General features: G+C 69.6%; 12 protein-coding genes. 9 read left to right on the plus strand and 3 right to left on the minus strand.

The window, feature by feature from the left end; translation table 11 throughout:
- The first annotated feature begins 55 nt into the window (after window positions 1-55).
- A complete protein-coding gene (locus ACOCMH_RS19475; RefSeq protein ID WP_427312590.1) occupies window positions 56-3,067 on the plus strand; it encodes a DEAD/DEAH box helicase in 3,012 nt (1,003 codons plus the stop codon).
- Between the two features lie 185 nt (window positions 3,068-3,252).
- Window positions 3,253-4,281 (plus strand): Bug family tripartite tricarboxylate transporter substrate binding protein, encoded by a 1,029-nt coding sequence (locus ACOCMH_RS19480; protein WP_427312591.1) that lies wholly within the window; start codon window positions 3,253-3,255, stop codon window positions 4,279-4,281.
- A 28-nt stretch (window positions 4,282-4,309) separates the two neighbouring features.
- Here the strand turns inward: ACOCMH_RS19480 and ACOCMH_RS19485 are convergent, their stop codons facing one another.
- Both ACOCMH_RS19485 and ACOCMH_RS19490 read right to left on the minus strand, forming a co-directional pair.
- On the minus strand, window positions 4,310-5,452 hold the full coding sequence (locus tag ACOCMH_RS19485) for a helix-turn-helix transcriptional regulator (protein WP_427312592.1): 1,143 nt from the start codon (window positions 5,450-5,452) through the stop codon (window positions 4,310-4,312).
- A 100-nt stretch (window positions 5,453-5,552) separates the two neighbouring features.
- A complete protein-coding gene (locus tag ACOCMH_RS19490; RefSeq protein ID WP_427312593.1) occupies window positions 5,553-6,656 on the minus strand; it encodes a helix-turn-helix transcriptional regulator in 1,104 nt (367 codons plus the stop codon).
- A gap of 389 nt (window positions 6,657-7,045) precedes the next feature.
- On the opposite strand from ACOCMH_RS19490, the gene ACOCMH_RS19495 reads away from it, so the two are divergent.
- From ACOCMH_RS19495 to ACOCMH_RS19525, 7 genes are all read left to right on the plus strand, one after another.
- Entirely contained in the window at window positions 7,046-8,242 is a 1,197-nt protein-coding gene (locus tag ACOCMH_RS19495; protein ID WP_427312594.1) for a phosphoglycerate kinase, read from the plus strand.
- 59 nt (window positions 8,243-8,301) lie between these two features.
- Entirely contained in the window at window positions 8,302-9,738 is a 1,437-nt protein-coding gene (pyk, locus tag ACOCMH_RS19500; RefSeq protein ID WP_427312595.1) for a pyruvate kinase, read from the plus strand.
- A 50-nt stretch (window positions 9,739-9,788) separates the two neighbouring features.
- Complete coding sequence (gene fba / locus ACOCMH_RS19505; RefSeq protein WP_427312596.1) at window positions 9,789-10,853, plus strand: class II fructose-bisphosphate aldolase; 1,065 nt, start codon at window positions 9,789-9,791, stop codon at window positions 10,851-10,853.
- A gap of 104 nt (window positions 10,854-10,957) precedes the next feature.
- Window positions 10,958-11,866: a phosphoribosylaminoimidazolesuccinocarboxamide synthase gene (locus ACOCMH_RS19510; RefSeq protein WP_427312597.1), complete on the plus strand. Its 909-nt coding sequence runs from the start codon at window positions 10,958-10,960 to the stop codon at window positions 11,864-11,866.
- Window positions 11,867-12,034: 168 nt separating this feature from the next.
- The gene (gene purE / locus ACOCMH_RS19515) at window positions 12,035-12,532 is read left to right on the plus strand and encodes a 5-(carboxyamino)imidazole ribonucleotide mutase (RefSeq protein ID WP_427312598.1); all 498 of its coding nucleotides are present in this window, start codon (window positions 12,035-12,037) and stop codon (window positions 12,530-12,532) included.
- Between the two features lie 40 nt (window positions 12,533-12,572).
- The gene (locus ACOCMH_RS19520) at window positions 12,573-13,817 is read left to right on the plus strand and encodes a 5-(carboxyamino)imidazole ribonucleotide synthase (RefSeq protein WP_171514102.1); all 1,245 of its coding nucleotides are present in this window, start codon (window positions 12,573-12,575) and stop codon (window positions 13,815-13,817) included.
- A gap of 39 nt (window positions 13,818-13,856) precedes the next feature.
- Window positions 13,857-14,846 carry an L-threonylcarbamoyladenylate synthase gene (locus ACOCMH_RS19525; RefSeq protein WP_427312599.1) on the plus strand — a complete coding sequence of 330 codons (990 nt, stop codon included), beginning with the start codon at window positions 13,857-13,859 and terminating at the stop codon, window positions 14,844-14,846.
- Between the two features lie 23 nt (window positions 14,847-14,869).
- Here the strand turns inward: ACOCMH_RS19525 and ACOCMH_RS19530 are convergent, their stop codons facing one another.
- Window positions 14,870-15,868 carry a tripartite tricarboxylate transporter substrate binding protein gene (locus ACOCMH_RS19530; protein ID WP_427312600.1) on the minus strand — a complete coding sequence of 333 codons (999 nt, stop codon included), beginning with the start codon at window positions 15,866-15,868 and terminating at the stop codon, window positions 14,870-14,872.
- Between the last annotated feature and the right edge of the window lie 38 nt (window positions 15,869-15,906).

The raw sequence follows: 15,906 nt of genomic DNA on the forward strand, positions 1-15,906 counted from the left end.
GCGACAGCGCGCCGCCGTGTCGGCCGCGCCAGCCCACCGATCTCCTCTACAAGCCGTGCCTCCGAGCCCACATTCCAGCCCCGATCGCCAGCCTGACGCGATACCGGACGCCCCTGGCGCGCCTGCGCCGCACGACGATTGGCAGCAGGCGCTGGACGCGCTGCGCGCGCTCGCCGGCGCCGACCCGGCCAGCTCGACCGGCGTAGCCCAGCCCCCCCGGCGCCTGCTGTGGGCGCTGACGCTCGATGCCGACGGCGCGCCCGGCACGATCGAGCCGCTGGAGCAGGTTCGCGGTCCGAAGGGCTGGGGCAAGCCCCGGCCGGTGCCGCTGGCGCGAATCGCCGAGGACGACCGGCTGGAGCCGTGGGACGCGCGCGTGGCGCGCGCCATCCGCCGCGACGCCTCGCACCACCGGCGCTACGTGCTCGACCGCGCCATGGCGCTGATGGCGCTGGCCGGGCACCCGGGCGTGGTGCTGGCCCACGCGCCCACGCAGACGCTGGACGTGGTCGAGGACGCGCCCGCGCTGGAGGCCGTGCGCAGCGCCGGCCGCTATGTGCTGCGCCTGTTCCCGCCTGCGCGCGAGGCGCCCGCGATGGAGGCGCTGTTGCCAGCCGCGGCGCGCCAGGAGGCCGAGGCGCTGCGCCAGTTCACGGTGCTGCGCGACGGCCCGCACCGGCTGCGGCTGATCCGCTATACCCCGGCGCAGTTCGAGGCCGCGCGGCTGATCGGCGACGGCCTGGCGATCCCCGAGGAAGGCCACGCGCGGCTCGACCAGACCCTGCGCGCGCTCGCCGGCCAGTTCCAGATCCAGGCCGATGCCGCGGCCGGCACGCGCGCCGTCGAGGCCGAGGCGCGCTTGCGTGCCGAAGTGGCTCCGGTGGGGCGCGGCATCTCGCTGCGGCTGGTGGTGACGCCGCTGGGCCCGCTCGGGCCGCGGCTGGCGCCTGGCGCCGGGCGCGAGCGGCTGATGGCCACGGTGCGCGGCGAGACCCTGTCCACGCAGCGCGACCTCGACGCCGAACTGGCCAGCGTCGCCGAGGTCTTCGCCGCGCTGCCGCAGCTGGTGGCGCTGGCGCCGCCGGGCGGCGAATACACGTGGGCGCTCGACGATCCCGAGGAGGCGCTGGCCGTGGTCGAGGCGCTGCCGGCGCTGCCCGCGGTGCAGGCCGTCGAATGGCCGCGCGGCAAGGCGCTGCGCGTGCTGCCCGCCGACCTGCCGCAGCTTGGCGTGCTGATCGAGAGCCGCGGCGCGTGGTACCGGCTGGCCGGCGAGCTGCGCGTGGCCGAGGGGCTGGTGCTGGAACTGGGCAAGCTGATCGACTGGACCGGCAGCCATGCCGGGCGCTTCGTGCCGATGGGCCAGGGCGTCTACGTGGCGCTGACGCGGGCGCTGCGCGGCCGGCTGCGCGACCTCGCCGGCGTGGGCGAGCGTGTGCCTGACGGCATCCGCGTGCCGCAGATGGCCACGCCGTGGCTGGACGACGTGCTGGCCGGCGCGGGTATCGATCCGGACGCGCATTTCCGCGCGCGCATCGCCCGGCTGCGCGCCGCGCGCGAGACCGAGGTCGCGCTGCCGGCGACGCTGGCGGCCGAACTGCGCCCCTACCAGGAAGCCGGCTACCGCTGGGCCATGACGCTGGCCGCCTCGGGCCTGGGCGCGTGCCTGGCCGACGACATGGGTCTGGGCAAGACCCTGCAGGCGCTGGCCGTGCTGGTCGCGCGCGCCGGTGGCGGCGCGGCGCTGGTGATCGCGCCGACCTCGGTGTGCGGCAACTGGGCCGCCGAGGCGCGCCGCTTTGCGCCCACGCTCGATGTCCATGTCTATGCCGAGGGCGACCGCGACACGCTGCTGGCGCAGGCCGGGCCGCATGACGTGGTGATCGTTTCGTACACGCTGCTGCAGCAGGCCAGCAAGGACTTCTGCGCGCGCGACTGGCACACCGTGGTGGCCGACGAGGCCCAGGCTTTCAAGAACGCGGTCACGCGGCGGGCCCAGGCGATGTTTGCGCTGCCATCAGGATTCCGCATGGCGCTGACCGGTACGCCGGTGGAGAACCGTCTGGCCGAGCTGTGGTCGGTGATGCGGTTCTGCAATCCTGGCCTGCTGGGCTCGCTGGCCCGCTTCAACGAGCATTTCGCCAACCCGATCGAACGCGCCGGCAGCCGCGAGGCGCGCCTGCGGCTGCGCCGCATGATCGCGCCGTTCGTGCTGCGCCGGACCAAGGCGCAGGTGCTGGACGAACTGCCGCCGCGTACCGAGCTGGTGCTGCGGGTCGAACCCGAGCCGGTCGAAGCCGCGCACTACGAGGCGCTGCGCCGCCAGGCCCAGACCGAGGCCGAAGCCGCGCTGGCACGCGTCGAGGCCGCGCGCAAGGCCACCCGTGATGCGCCCGCCGGCGCCCGGGCGCGCGCGCTGGCGCAGGCCCAGCACCAGGCGCAGGCGCGCCTGCATGTCCTGGCGCAGTTGATGCGGCTGCGCCGCGCGGCGTGCGACCCGCGCCTGGTCACGCCGGAGCTGGCGGGCCAGCTGGGCGAAGGCGCCAAGCTGCGGGCCTTCGTCGAGCTGGCCAGCGGGCTGGCGGCCAGCGGCCACAAGACGCTGGTGTTCAGCCAGTTCGTCGATTTCCTGCAGTTGCTGCGGCAGGGGCTGGAGCGGGCCGGGCTGGCGCTGCAGTACCTGGATGGCGCCACGCCCGCGGCCGAGCGCACGCGCCGCGTGGCCGCGTTCCAGTCTGGCGAGGGCGATGTGTTCCTGATCAGCCTGAAGGCCGGCGGCTTCGGCCTGAACCTGACCGCGGCCGACTACGTGATCATTGCGGACCCGTGGTGGAACCCCGCCGCCGAAGACCAGGCCATGGGCCGCGCGCACCGCATCGGCCAGCAGCGCCCGGTCACGGTGTACCGGCTGATCAATGCGGGCACCATCGAGGAGCGCATCGTCGACCTGCACCGCGACAAGCGCGCGCTGGCCGACGGCCTGCTGGAGGCGGACGACGACAGCGCGGCGGGCAGCGGCGCGCCGCTGCCGGATGTCGATGAACTGGTCGGCCTGCTGCGGCGCTGAGGGCCACCGGGCGCCGCCTTAGTGCAGCCATATGCCCGCACGGCATACCCTCAGGCAAACTCAGTCGTATGGTTTTGGCAGGAACCTTGCTATCTTGTTGCGCTGGCCCGGGGCTCAGATCCCGGCCATCGCGCCGGCCCGCCGCGCCGGGCCGCTTCTTGCTGACCTTGACCGACGGTGCCCCCATGCCCAACTCGTCCCGCCTGCTTCCGCGCTTGTCCTTCCGTTCCGCCGCCCGGGTGGCCGCCCGCGTGGCCACGCTGTGCGCCGCTGCCGTCAGCACGGTCAGCCTGCCCGCCCACGCGCAAGGCGAATGGCCGACCCAGCCGGTGACGATCCTGATGGGCTTCACCGCCGGCTCCGGCGTCGACATCGTCGGCCGCACGCTGCAGGAATCGCTGCAGAAGTCGCTGAAGACCACCATCATCTATGACTACCGGCCGGGCGCCGGCGGCAATGTTGCCTCGGAGGTGGTGGCGCATGCGAAGCCGGACGGCTACACGCTGCTGCTCGGCACTGCCGCCACGCACGGCATCAACCCGGCGCTGTACAAGACCCTGCCGTTCGATGCCGACGCCGATTTCACCCCGATTGCGCCGCTGGTCGAGGTCTCCAACGTGCTGACCGTCAACCCGGCGGTGCTCGACGTCAAGTCGGTCAAGGAATTCATCGAGAAGGTCAAGGCCAATTCCGGCAAGTACAACTTCGCCTCCACCGGCAACGGCACCGGCACGCACCTGGCGTTTGCCGAGTTCAATGCGCGCGCCGGCCTCGACATGGTGCACGTGCCCTACAAGGGCGGCCCCGATGCGCTGCAGGCGGTGGTGAAGGGCGAGGTCTGCTGCATCTTCAACCAGGTGCAGAGCGTGCTGCCGCAGTTTCGCGCCGGCAAGGTGCGCCTGCTGGGCGTGACCACCCGCCAGCGCGTGCAGGTGATCCCCGATGTGCCGACCATTGCCGAGAGCGGCCTGCCCGGCTTCAACAGCACCATCTGGTTCGGCTTGTTCGGGCCGAAGGGGCTGGACCCGAAGATCGCGCGCAAGATCAATGACGCGGTCAAGGTGGCGCTGGAAACGCCGGCGATCCGCCAGAAGCTGATCGATGCCGGCAACACGCCGCGGGTCGAGACCGTGGACCAGTTCAAGGCCACGGTGAAGGCGGACCGCCAGAAGTGGGCGGGGGTGGTCAAGACCGTGGGCGCGTCGATCGACTGATCGATCCCGCGGCCGGCTGCCTGCGCAGCTAGGCACGCACGCCCAGCCGCGTGAGCAGGTGCGCCAGTTGCGCCTGTGTGCCGGTGCCGGTCTTGGTGAAGATCGCCTTGAGCTGCGTGCGCCCGGTCTCGCGCCGGATGCCGATCAGCTCGCAGGCCTCGGGCAGGCCGATGCCCGAGGACAATTGCAAGGCCAGCCGGATCTCCGCCGGCGTCAGGCCGTAGAGGTCGCGCAAGACGGTCGGCAGCGTCACCGGCGCGGCGCCCGGTTCGTGAATCGCCACCAGCACGGTGGGGCGCTGCCAGTCCAGCGCCAGGTGATGGGCCGGTGGCAGCGGCAGCAGGATCACCTGCGCCTGGCGGCCCGCGCTGTCGGCGGCGCGCAGCGCCTGCGCCGGCTGCGCGCTGGCCGGGTCGCAGACCGCGCGCAGCGCCTCCGCGAACGGACGCGACAGGGTCCAGCCGCCATCGTCGCGGGCGCCCGCAAGCGGCGACGCGACGGCGCTGGTTTCGATCGACACCGCCGGCAGCAGCCGGCGCACCCAGGCTTCGCCGATGCTGTTGGCCAGCAGCGGCTTGCCGTCGTCGCGGAACACGATCACGCCGAACGGCAGCCGCTCCATCAGCTGCGACGATGCATGCGCCAGCGCCGACACCTGGTGGGTGCGCTCGCGCAGCGCCATGGCCTGGCGCATGTGCGGGATCGCCCAGTCGAGCGCGCGTGCGTCCTCGGGTGAGTAATGGTCGTGGCCGAGCGGGCGCTGCAGCGACAACAAGACGTCATAGTGCGGCTGGCGCTCGATCAGGCAGGCCATCACCGATGACTGTTCGATCGGCCGCAGGAATTCGCCGTAGAACGGCGATTGCCGCATGACTTGCGGCCCCAGCTCGCGCGAATCGATATACCAGCTGCCCACCGCCATGCGCCGCGCGAACGGCAGCGCCGGATCGATCGCGGCGAAATGCTCGCGGTACGTGGCCACGGCCTCGGGCATCGGGTTGACCTCCTGGTGCACCAGCACGCGCTGGTGGACGGTGTCGAGCACGAGCAGGTGCGCGTGGGTGCTGCCGCTGGCCTGGCACAGCGCGCCCAGGCTGCGCTGCCACGCGTCGGCGTCGAAAATCCCCTCGTACAGCGCGCGAATGGTGTCGTGCATCTGTGTGTCGCTCATGGCTTCCCTTCTTTTTACTTCTTTTATTTTTATCACTTTACCCGCATGGCAGCGCGCGTGCCGCCGCGCAGCGGCGGCCGGCGTGCCAGGCGTAACCGGTTCAGCCCTGTTCCAGCGCCGCGCCAAGGCGCGAGAGCATGTGCGTGAGCTGGGCCTGGCTGTTGCAGCCGGTCTTGTGGAACACCGCCTTGAGTTGGGAGCGCGCGGTCTCGTGGCGGATGCCGAGTTGCTGGCTGGCTTCGGGCAGGCCCTGGCCGTGGGCCAGCTGCACGCTCAGCCGGGTTTCGGCCGGCGTCAGCCCGTACAGGTCGCGCAGCACGGGTGCGAGCAATAGCGGCGCGCCCTCCGGCTCATGCACGATCACCAGCGCGGCCGGTTCCTGCCACTGCGCGGCAAAGGCGTGCGACGGCGGCAGCGGCAGCACGATGACCTGCGCGCGCCCGGCGCCGCTGGTGGCGTGCGCTGCCTGCGCGGCCACGGCGCGGCGCGGGTCGCAGGCGGCCTCGACCATGTCGGCGAACGGCCGCGACAGGCTCCAGTCCGACACCTTGCCGGCCGGGTCGAGCCGGCGCGCCCAGCGCTCGCCGGCGCGGTTGGCCAGCAGCACCTGGCGCTGCGGCGAAAACACCAGCAGGGCGAAATTGAGCCGTTCCACCAGTTGCGTCGACAGCCGCGCCAGCACGGTCAGCCCCAGGGTGCGGTCGCGCATCGCCATGGCGCTGCGCATATGCGGAATGATCCAGTCCAGGCCGCTGGTATCGGCGGTCGAGAACAGCGGCTGCCGGCGCGCGCGCTGCATCGAGAAGTAGACTTCGTAATGGGGCTGGCGCTCCACCAGGCAGGCGACGTAGGAACGCAGGCCATAGCGGTGGAAGAAGTCGCGGTAGAACGGATGGCGCGCCATGGTGCCTTCGCCCAGTTCGCGCGCGTCGATATACCAGTCGCCCGGCTGCATGCGCGGCGCGAACTGCTTGGCCGGGTCGATCGCCTGGTAATCCGCTTCGTATTCGGTGAACAGTTCGACCACCGGATTGACGATCTCGTTGACCGTGACCTGGTCGCGCACCGTGTCCCAGACCATCATGGAGGCGTGTGCCGTGCCCGCCAGCCCGGTCAGGGCGCGCAGGCTGTCCTGCCAGGCCCCGGGATCCAGAATGCCCTCGTACAAGCCGCGGATCGCTCCATGCATGTCGGCTTCATTCATCTGACTTACCCCTTGCATTCGCGACAAGATAATGCGCGGCGCCGCGGTGCGTCCGCTCGCATCCCGGCATGCTTTGTTGTTCTGCCTGCTTGTGATTGGCCGTATTGGCCGCCGCTTGTCTTGGCCGTTTGTAGACCGGCTCTGGCGTGGTTGCGTGTCTGTTGTTGCAGACGTTGCGTACATTACCGCACTCGGGGGTCACGCGGAAAACGCGGGCGACCCTTCTTTGGTGGGGAGTCGATCGAGGCGGGACGCGTACCGTGGCTGGTTTGTGCGCCGCGGAGCGCTTCCCCGTCCGCCACGGTCCGGAATCGGCAAAGCCCTGATCGCGATCAGGTAAAATGCCGGTTTCTCCGAGTCAGCAGCGAAATCTCGCGCCATCCACCGTCATGACCTCTGTCCTGCGTCTTTCCGATCTGATTTCCCAAGGCAAACTCTCCGGCAAGCGGGTGTTCATCCGTGCCGACCTGAACGTGCCGCAGGACGACGCCGGCCACATCACCGAGGACACCCGCATCCGCGCCTCCGTGCCCGCCATCGAGGCCTGCCTGGCCGCCGGCGCCGCGGTGATGGTCACGTCCCACCTGGGCCGCCCGACCGAGGGCGAGTTCAAGCCCGAGGATTCGCTGGCGCCGATTGGCGCGCGCCTGTCCGAACTGCTGGGCAAGCCGGTCAAGCTGGTGCAGAACTGGGTCGACGGCGTCGAAGTGGCGCCCGGCCAGGTGGTGCTGCTGGAAAACTGCCGCGTCAACAAGGGCGAGAAGAAGAACAGCGACGAACTGGCCCAGAAGATGGCCAAGCTGTGCGACGTCTACGTCAACGATGCCTTCGGCACCGCGCACCGCGCCGAAGCCACCACCCACGGCATCGCCAGGTACGCGCCGATCGCCTGCGCCGGCCCGCTGCTGGCCGCCGAGATCGATGCGCTGGGCAAGGCGCTGGGCCAGCCGGCCCGTCCGCTGGTGGCGATCGTGGCCGGTTCCAAGGTGTCGACCAAGCTGACCATCCTGAAGTCGCTGGCCGACAAGGTCGACAACCTGGTCGTCGGCGGCGGCATCGCCAACACCTTCATGCTGGCCGCCGGCCTGAAGATCGGCAAGTCGCTGGCCGAGGCCGACCTGGTCGGCGATGCCAAGGCCATCATCGACATCATGGCCGGGCGCGGCGCCTCGGTGCCCATTCCCGTCGACGTGGTCTGCGCCAAGGAATTCAGCGCGACCGCCACGGCGACCGTCAAGGACGTCAAGGACGTCGCCGACGACGACATGATCCTCGACATCGGTCCCAAGACCGCGGCGATGCTGGCCGAACAGCTCAAGGCCGCCGGCACCATCGTCTGGAACGGCCCGGTCGGCGTGTTCGAGTTCGACCAGTTCGGCAACGGCACCAGGGTGCTGGCCGAGGCCATCGCCGAATCGAAGGCCTTCTCGATCGCCGGCGGTGGCGACACGCTGGCCGCCATCGCCAAGTACGGCATCGCCGACCGCGTCGGTTATATCTCCACCGGCGGCGGCGCGTTCCTGGAATTCCTGGAAGGCAAGAAGCTGCCCGCCTTTGAAGTGCTGGAACAGCGCGCAGCAGGCTGAAGCATCCGCCAGGCCCTGGCGCCATGCCGGGCCCCGTCCTTCACCAAGGAAATCCGCGCATGACCCGTTCCACCAAGATCGTTGCCACCATCGGCCCCGCTTCCAGCTCGCTGGAAATCCTGACCCGCATGATCGCGGCAGGGGTCGACGTGGTGCGGCTGAATTTCTCGCACGGCACCGCCCAGGACCATCTCGACCGCGCCCGGCTGGTGCGCGAGGCGGCGCAGGCGTGCGGGCGCGAGGTCGCCATCATGGCCGACCTGCAGGGCCCCAAGATCCGCGTGGGCAAGTTCGAGCACGGCAAGGTCCTGCTCAAGGCCGGCGACCCCTTCATCCTGGATTCCAGCTGCAAGCTCGGCAACGAAGCGCGCGCCGGCCTGGACTACCAGGACCTGCCGCGCGACGTCGGGCCGGGCGACCTGCTGCTGCTCAACGACGGCCTGATCGTGCTGGTGGTCGAGCGCGTGCTCGGCACCGAGATCTTCACCACCGTGCGCGTCGGCGGCGAGCTGTCCAACAACAAGGGCATCAACCGCCAGGGCGGCGGGCTGTCGGCGCCGGCGCTGACCGCCAAGGACATGGACGACATCAAGACCGCCATGGCCCTCGGCGCGGACTATGTCGCGGTCAGCTTCCCCAAGAACGCCACCGACATGGAAATGGCGCGCCAGCTGGCCGCCGTGGCCGGCCAGCCGCACGGCCACCGGGCCCGCATGATCGCCAAGATCGAGCGCGCCGAAGCCATCCATCCGGGCGTGCTGGAAGAAATCCTGCAGGCCTCCGACGGCATCATGGTGGCGCGCGGCGACCTTGCCGTGGAAGTCGGCAACGCCGCCGTGCCGGCGCTGCAGAAGCGCATGATCCGGCTGGCGCGCGAGGCCAACAAGCTGACCATCACCGCCACGCAGATGATGGAAAGCATGATCGTCAACCCGGTGCCGACGCGCGCCGAGGTCTCGGACGTGGCCAACGCCGTGCTGGACGGCACCGACGCCGTGATGCTGTCGGCCGAGACCGCCGCCGGCCGCTATCCGGTCGAGACCGTCGAGGCCATGGCCGCGGTCTGCATCGAGGCCGAGAAGTCCGAGGTGGTGCAGCTCGACACCGATTTCCTGAACCAGACCTTCTCGCGCATCGACCAGTCGGTGGCGATGGGCGCGCTGTTCACCGCCTATCATCTGCAGGTGAAGGCGATCGCGGCGCTGACCGATTCGGGCGCGACCGCGCTGTGGATGAGCCGGCACCGCATCCATGTGCCGATCTACGCGATGACGCCCAACCTGGCGTCGCAGCGCAAGATGCAGCTGTACCGCAACGTGGTGCCGCTGCCGCTGCAGTCCAGCGCCGACCGCGATACCGCGCTGGAGCAGGCCGAGGAACTGCTGCTGGCGCAGGGCGTGGTGCAGCGGGGCGATTTCATCGTGCTGACCATCGGCGAGCCGATGGGCCAGCCGGGCGGTACCAACACCCTGAAGATCGTCAGGGTGGGGCATTGAGCGCCGACAGAAAAATACCGAGACATCCCATTTTCATTTAGGAGTTAGACATGCCACTCGTTTCGATGCGCCAGCTGCTGGACCACGCAGCCGAGAACAGCTACGGCCTGCCGGCCTTCAACGTGAACAACCTCGAGCAAGTGCAGGCCATCATGCAGGCGGCCGACGAGGTCAACGCTCCGGTGATCATGCAAGCCTCGGCCGGCGCCCGCAAATACGCCGGCGAGCACTTCCTGCGCCACCTGATCGAAGCCGCGGTCGAAGCCTATCCGCATATCCCGGTGGTGATGCACCAGGACCACGGCCAGTCGCCCGCAATCTGCCAGGCCGCGATCGACCTGGGCTTCTCGTCGGTGATGATGGATGGCTCGCTGCGCGAAGACGGCAAGACCCCGGCCGATTATGAATACAACGTCGACGTGACCCGCAAGGTGGTGCAGCTGTCGCACGCCATCGGCGTCACCGTCGAAGGCGAACTGGGCTGCCTGGGCTCGCTCGAAACCGGTGAAGCCGGCGAAGAAGACGGCATCGGCGCCGAAGGCAAGCTGGACCACTCCATGCTGCTGACCGACCCCGAGCAGGCCGCCGACTTCGTCAAGGCCACCCAGCTCGACGCGCTGGCCATCGCCATCGGCACCTCGCACGGCGCCTACAAGTTCACCCGCAAGCCCACCGGCGACATCCTGGCGATTAACCGCATCAAGGAAATCCACGCCCGCATCCCCAACACCCACCTGGTGATGCACGGCTCGTCGTCGGTGCCGCAGGAACTGCTGGAAGAGATCCGCAAGTTCGGCGGCGACATGAAGGAAACCTACGGCGTGCCGGTCGAGGAAATCCAGGAAGCGATCAAGTACGGCGTGCGCAAGATCAACATCGACACCGACATCCGCCTGGCCATGACCGGCGCGATCCGCCGCTTCTTCGCCGAGAACCCGAGCAAGTTCGACCCGCGCGAATACCTGAAGCCGGCCCGCGAAGCCGCCAAGCAGGTGTGCAAGGCACGCTACCTGGCGTTCGGCTGCGAAGGCCAGGCCGGCAAGATCAAGCCGGTGGCGCTGAGCGAGATCGCGCAGCAGTACAAGTCGGGCAAGCTGGCGCAGGTCGTGCAGTAAAGTCCCATGTCCGCCTTCCCACGCAAGGGGAGGGCGGGTTGCAGTTCCGGCCGCCGCGGCACGCATTTAGCGCCCGGCGGCTTCGCCGTTTTATCGGAACCATCATGTCCAACGCTCTCTACCAGTCCTCCATCAACTCGCTGCCGCTGCTGGGCCACGGCAAGGTGCGCGACAACTACGCCGTCGGCGATGACAAGCTGCTGATCGTCACCACCGACCGCCTGTCGGCGTTCGACGTCATCATGGGCGAGCCGATCCCCGACAAGGGCCGCGTGCTGAACCAGATGGCGAACTTCTGGTTCCGCAAGCTCGCGCACATCGTGCCGAACCACGAGACCGGCATCGCGCCCGAGACCGTGGTGGCCGCGGATGAAGTGGAGCAGGTCAGGGGCCGCGCGGTGGTGGTCAAGCGCCTGAAGCCGATCCTGGTGGAAGCCGTGGTGCGCGGCTACCTCGCCGGCAGCGGCTGGAAGGACTACCAGGCCACCGGCAAGGTGTGCGGCATCGAACTGCCGCCCGGCCTGCAGAACGCGCAGAAGCTGCCCGAGCCGATCTTCACGCCGGCGGCCAAGGCCGAGATGGGCGAGCACGACGAGAACATCTCGTTCGCCGAGGTCGAGGCCCGCATCGGCATCGCGCTGGCGCGCCAGATGCGCGAGATCTCGATCCGCCTGTACAAGGAAGCGGCCGAGTTCGCGGCCACGCGCGGCATTATCATCGCCGACACCAAGTTCGAGTTCGGCCTGGACGACAACGGCGTGCTGACGCTGATGGACGAGGTGCTGACCGCCGATTCGTCGCGCTTCTGGCCGGCCGATTCGTACCAGGTGGGCACCAACCCGCCGTCGTTCGACAAGCAGTTCGTGCGTGACTGGCTGGAAGCCGTGCGCATCGACGGCAAGCCGTGGCCCAAGACCGCGCCGGCGCCGCAGCTGCCGGACGACGTGATCGAGAAGACCGCGGCGAAGTACCGCGAGGCGCTGACGCGCCTGACGGGCGAAGCACTGCAGTAAATTTCCACGGGCTTCCGGGTAAGCCAACGGTGTTCCCCTCTCCCCTCATGAGGAGAGGGCAGGGTGAGGGGTGGTTCAGCAAGGTGCCACGCATCGAGAACCGCCGGCCCTCACTCCCGGCCCCTCTCCCGCCCGCGGGAAAGGGGAGCAAACAAGCAAGGATCAAACGTGAGCAAGCAAGACAAGCCATTGGTCGGCGTCGTCATGGGCAGCAGTTCCGACTGGGACGTGATGCAGCACGCCGTGGCCATGCTGAAGGATTTCGGCGTGCCGTTCGAAGCCCAGGTGGTGTCCGCGCACCGCATGGCCGATGACATGTTCCGCTATGCCGAGAGCGCACGCAGCCGCGGCCTGCGCGCCATCATCGCCGGTGCCGGCGGTGCCGCGCACCTGCCCGGCATGATCGCCGCCAAGACCATCGTGCCGGTGTTCGGCGTGCCGGTGCCGTCGAAGTACCTGCGCGGCGAGGACTCGCTGCTGTCGATCGTGCAGATGCCCAAGGGCGTGCCGGTGGCCACCTTCGCCATCGGCGAGGCGGGCGCGGCCAATGCCGCGCTGCACGCGATCGCCACGCTGGCCACCACCGACGAGGCGCTGGCCGCCGCGCTGGAAGCGTTCCGCGCGAAGCAGACCGAAGCCGCGCGCGCGATGACGTTGCCGCAGTAAACCTGCCGCTGTAACCCTCCGGACTCCACGGAACCGAGCCATGCCCACCGATATCCACCCCTACCTCTCCGAAGCCCATACGCCGGAATCGCGCGCCGAGTTCGGCGTCGACCGTCCCGACGCGCCCATCCTGCCCGGCGCGTGGCTGGGCATGCTGGGCGGCGGCCAGCTCGGCCGCATGTTTACGCATGCGGCGCAGGCGATGGGCTATCGCGTGTGCGTGCTCGACCCGGACCAGGACAGCCCGGCGGGCGTGGTGGCCGACAAGCACATCTGCGCGCAATACACCGACGAGGCCGCGCTGGCCGAGATGGGCAAGCTGTGCCAGGCGGTGAGCACCGAGTTCGAGAACGTGCCGTCGCTGTCGCTCGACCGGCTGGAGCAGCTGGGCGCATTCGTCGCGCCGCGCGGCTACTGCGTGTCGATCGCGCAGAACCGCATCGGCGAGAAGAAGTTCTTTGCCGCGTGCGCCGAGCGCACCGGCGTGCCGACGGCGCCGCACTGGGTGATCCAGCACGACGCCGACGTCGACCAGTTGCCCGACCACGTGCTGCCCGGCATCCTCAAGACCGCGCGCATGGGCTACGACGGCAAGGGCCAGGCGCGCGTGAAGACGCGCGACGACGTGCGCGCCGCGTGGAAGGCGATGCAGCACGTGCCGTGCGTGCTGGAGCAGATGCTGCCGCTGGCGTACGAGGTGTCGGTGCTGGCCGCGCGCGGCGCCAACGGCGCCACCGCCACCTGGCCGCTGGCCGAGAACGTCCACCGCGACGGCATCCTGTTCTCCACCGAAATGCCGTCCTCCAGCGTTTCGCCCGAGATCGCCGACCGGGCCCGCGCCGCGGCCGCCGCCATTGCCACCGAAATGGGCTATGTCGGCGTGCTGTGCATCGAGTTCTTCGTGCTCACCGATGGCTCGCTGGTCGCCAACGAAATGGCGCCGCGCCCGCACAATTCGGGCCATATCACCATGGACGCTTGCGAGACCAGCCAGTTCGAGCAGCAGGTGCGCGCCATGGCGCGGCTGCCGCTGGGCAGTACGCGCCAGCATTCGGCCGGCAAGATGCTGAACTTGCTGGGCGACGTATGGTTCGAGTTCGGCCTGGAGCGCACCCCGGCCTGGGACGAAGTGATGGCGCAACCGGGCGCCAAGCTGCACCTGTACGGCAAGAGCGATGCGCGTCCGTCGCGCAAGATGGGACATGTCAACTGCATCGGCGAGCATGCCGAAGCCGCCGACGCCGCGTTCAACGCGGCCGCGCAGGCGCTGCATATCCCTCTCTGATTTTCCGCCGACCGTCACGCCACACCCTGAAGGAACACGATGTCGCCGCGCACGCCCACGGCCGCCGAACTGGATGAAGCCGTCCGCCTGCTCGAGGCCGGGCAACTGGTCGCCTTCCCGACCGAAACTGTCTACGGCCTTGGCGCGGACGCCGAGAACCCCGCGGCCGTCGGCCGCATCTTCGCGCTCAAGGGCCGGCCGTCGAACCATCCGGTGATCGTGCACGTGGTCGACGGTGCCGACATCGGCTACTGGACCGACGACGTTCCGGACGTCGCCCGGCAACTGATCGACGCCTTCTGGCCCGGCCCGCTGACGCTGATCCTGAAGCGCGCCGCGCACATCGATGCGGCCGTCGCCGGCGGGCAGGACAGCATCGGCCTGCGCTGCCCGTCGCATCCCGTGGCGCAGGCGCTGCTGGCGCGCTTCAAGCGCGGCCGCGGCGGCATCGCCGCGCCTTCGGCCAACAAGTTCGGCCAGGTCAGCCCGACCACCGCGCAGCATGTGCGCGATGAATTCGGCGACGCGGTCTATGTGCTGGAAGGCGACGGCGTTGAAGTCGGCATCGAATCGACCATCGTCGACCTGTCGCGGCTGGACCAGGGCATCGGCCCGGTGCTGCTGCGCCCGGGTGCGGTCACGGTGGGGATGCTTGCGCAGGTGCTGGGCCAGGCCCCGCTGCCGCCTGACGCCACTGCGCCGCGCGCGTCGGGAACGCTGAAGGCCCACTACGCGCCGCACACGCCGCTGCTGCTGGCCGATGCGCAGGCCGCTGCCGCGCGCCTGGAAGCGCTGCCAGCGGATGCCCGCGTGGCCTGGGTCGGGCGCGCGCCGCTGGCGGACCAGCGCTGCACCTGGGTGCAGGCGCCGCTTGATGCCGCCGCCTACGCGCAGGAGTTGTACCGGCTGCTGCGCAAGCTCGACCGGCAGGGTTATACGCAGCTGGTGTTCGAGGCGTTACCCGAGGGGCAGGACTGGGCCGGGGTGCGGGACCGTCTGGAGCGGGCGGCGGCGGCGTTTGGGGGCTGAAGCCGGCAACGGCTCCGCGGTGATTACTCCAGCCTGACGCCGCCCTTGCGCACCACAGCGCCCCAGCGCACCGCCTCTTCCTGGATGAAGGCCTGGAACTGCTCGGCTTTGCCGCCGACCGGATCGATGCCGTAGTCGATCAGCCGCGCCCGCACCTCGGGCTGGCGCAGCACCGCATCCATCTCCGCCGAAATCTTCGCCAGCACCGCGGGCGGCGTTCTTGCCGGCGCGATCAGCCCGATCCAGCTGCCCGCCGTCACCGCGGGATAGCCGGCCTCGGCCATGGTCGGCACCTCCGGCGCCGCCGGCCAGCGCGCCGGGCTGGATATCGCCAGCGCACGCACCTTGCCGGCCTTGACCTGCGGCATCATGGTCTGCACCGAATCGAAGATCACGGCGACCTGGCCGGAGAACAGGTCCGGCAGCGCTGGCGAGATGCCCTTGTAGGGTACGTGGGTCATCGTCATGCCGACCGCCTGCGAGAACAGCTCGCCGGCCAGGTGGGCGCCCGAGCCGTTGCCGCTGGAGGCAAAGGTCATCTTGTCCGGATGGGACTTGCCCCAGCTCACCAGCTCCTTTACGCTGGTCGGCGGCAACTGCGCGCTCGACACCATCAGCAGCGGAATGCGCCCGATCAGGCTGACGCCGGTCAGATCCCGGATCGGGTCGTAGCTCATCTTCGGATAGAGGCTGGGATTGATGGCATGCGCGGCCACCACCACCAGCAGCGAATAGCCGTCGGGCGCGGACTTGGCGACATTGTCCGAGCCGATCATGCCGTTGGCGCCGGGGCGGTTTTCCACCACCACCGGCTGGCCGATGCGTTCGGCCAGCTTCTGCATCACCAGCCGCGTCACCGCGTCGGACACGCCGCCGGGCGTGTAGGGGACGACCACGCGCACCGGGCGGGTGGGCCACGGGTCAGGTTGTGCCAGTGTTGGCAGCGCAGCGGTCAGCAGTCCGGCGAACACGCCGAGGCTGAGCAGCCTGCGCAAGCGCCCGTTGGGCTTTGGTTCTTTCATGGTCTCCTCCATATCGGATCGGCGCTTGCCGCCGGCGC

Origin of the sequence: Cupriavidus sp. H39, from assembly GCF_050271075.1 — a bacterium.
Classification (GTDB): domain Bacteria; phylum Pseudomonadota; class Gammaproteobacteria; order Burkholderiales; family Burkholderiaceae; genus Cupriavidus; species Cupriavidus necator_B.

Excerpts from the sequence above, each read along its gene's own strand:
- ACOCMH_RS19480 (WP_427312591.1), top strand. The coding sequence starts at position 3,253 with ATGCCCAACTCGTCCCGCCTGCTTCCGCGCTTGTCCTTCCGTTCCGCC.
- ACOCMH_RS19485 (WP_427312592.1), bottom strand. The coding sequence starts at position 5,452 with ATGAGCGACACACAGATGCACGACACCATTCGCGCGCTGTACGAGGGG.
- ACOCMH_RS19490 (WP_427312593.1), bottom strand. The coding sequence starts at position 6,656 with ATGAATGAAGCCGACATGCATGGAGCGATCCGCGGCTTGTACGAGGGC.
- ACOCMH_RS19495 (WP_427312594.1), top strand. The coding sequence starts at position 7,046 with ATGACCTCTGTCCTGCGTCTTTCCGATCTGATTTCCCAAGGCAAACTC.
- pyk (WP_427312595.1), top strand. The coding sequence starts at position 8,302 with ATGACCCGTTCCACCAAGATCGTTGCCACCATCGGCCCCGCTTCCAGC.
- fba (WP_427312596.1), top strand. The coding sequence starts at position 9,789 with ATGCCACTCGTTTCGATGCGCCAGCTGCTGGACCACGCAGCCGAGAAC.
- ACOCMH_RS19510 (WP_427312597.1), top strand. The coding sequence starts at position 10,958 with ATGTCCAACGCTCTCTACCAGTCCTCCATCAACTCGCTGCCGCTGCTG.
- ACOCMH_RS19520 (WP_171514102.1), top strand. The coding sequence starts at position 12,573 with ATGCCCACCGATATCCACCCCTACCTCTCCGAAGCCCATACGCCGGAA.
- ACOCMH_RS19525 (WP_427312599.1), top strand. The coding sequence starts at position 13,857 with ATGTCGCCGCGCACGCCCACGGCCGCCGAACTGGATGAAGCCGTCCGC.
- ACOCMH_RS19530 (WP_427312600.1), bottom strand. The coding sequence starts at position 15,868 with ATGAAAGAACCAAAGCCCAACGGGCGCTTGCGCAGGCTGCTCAGCCTC.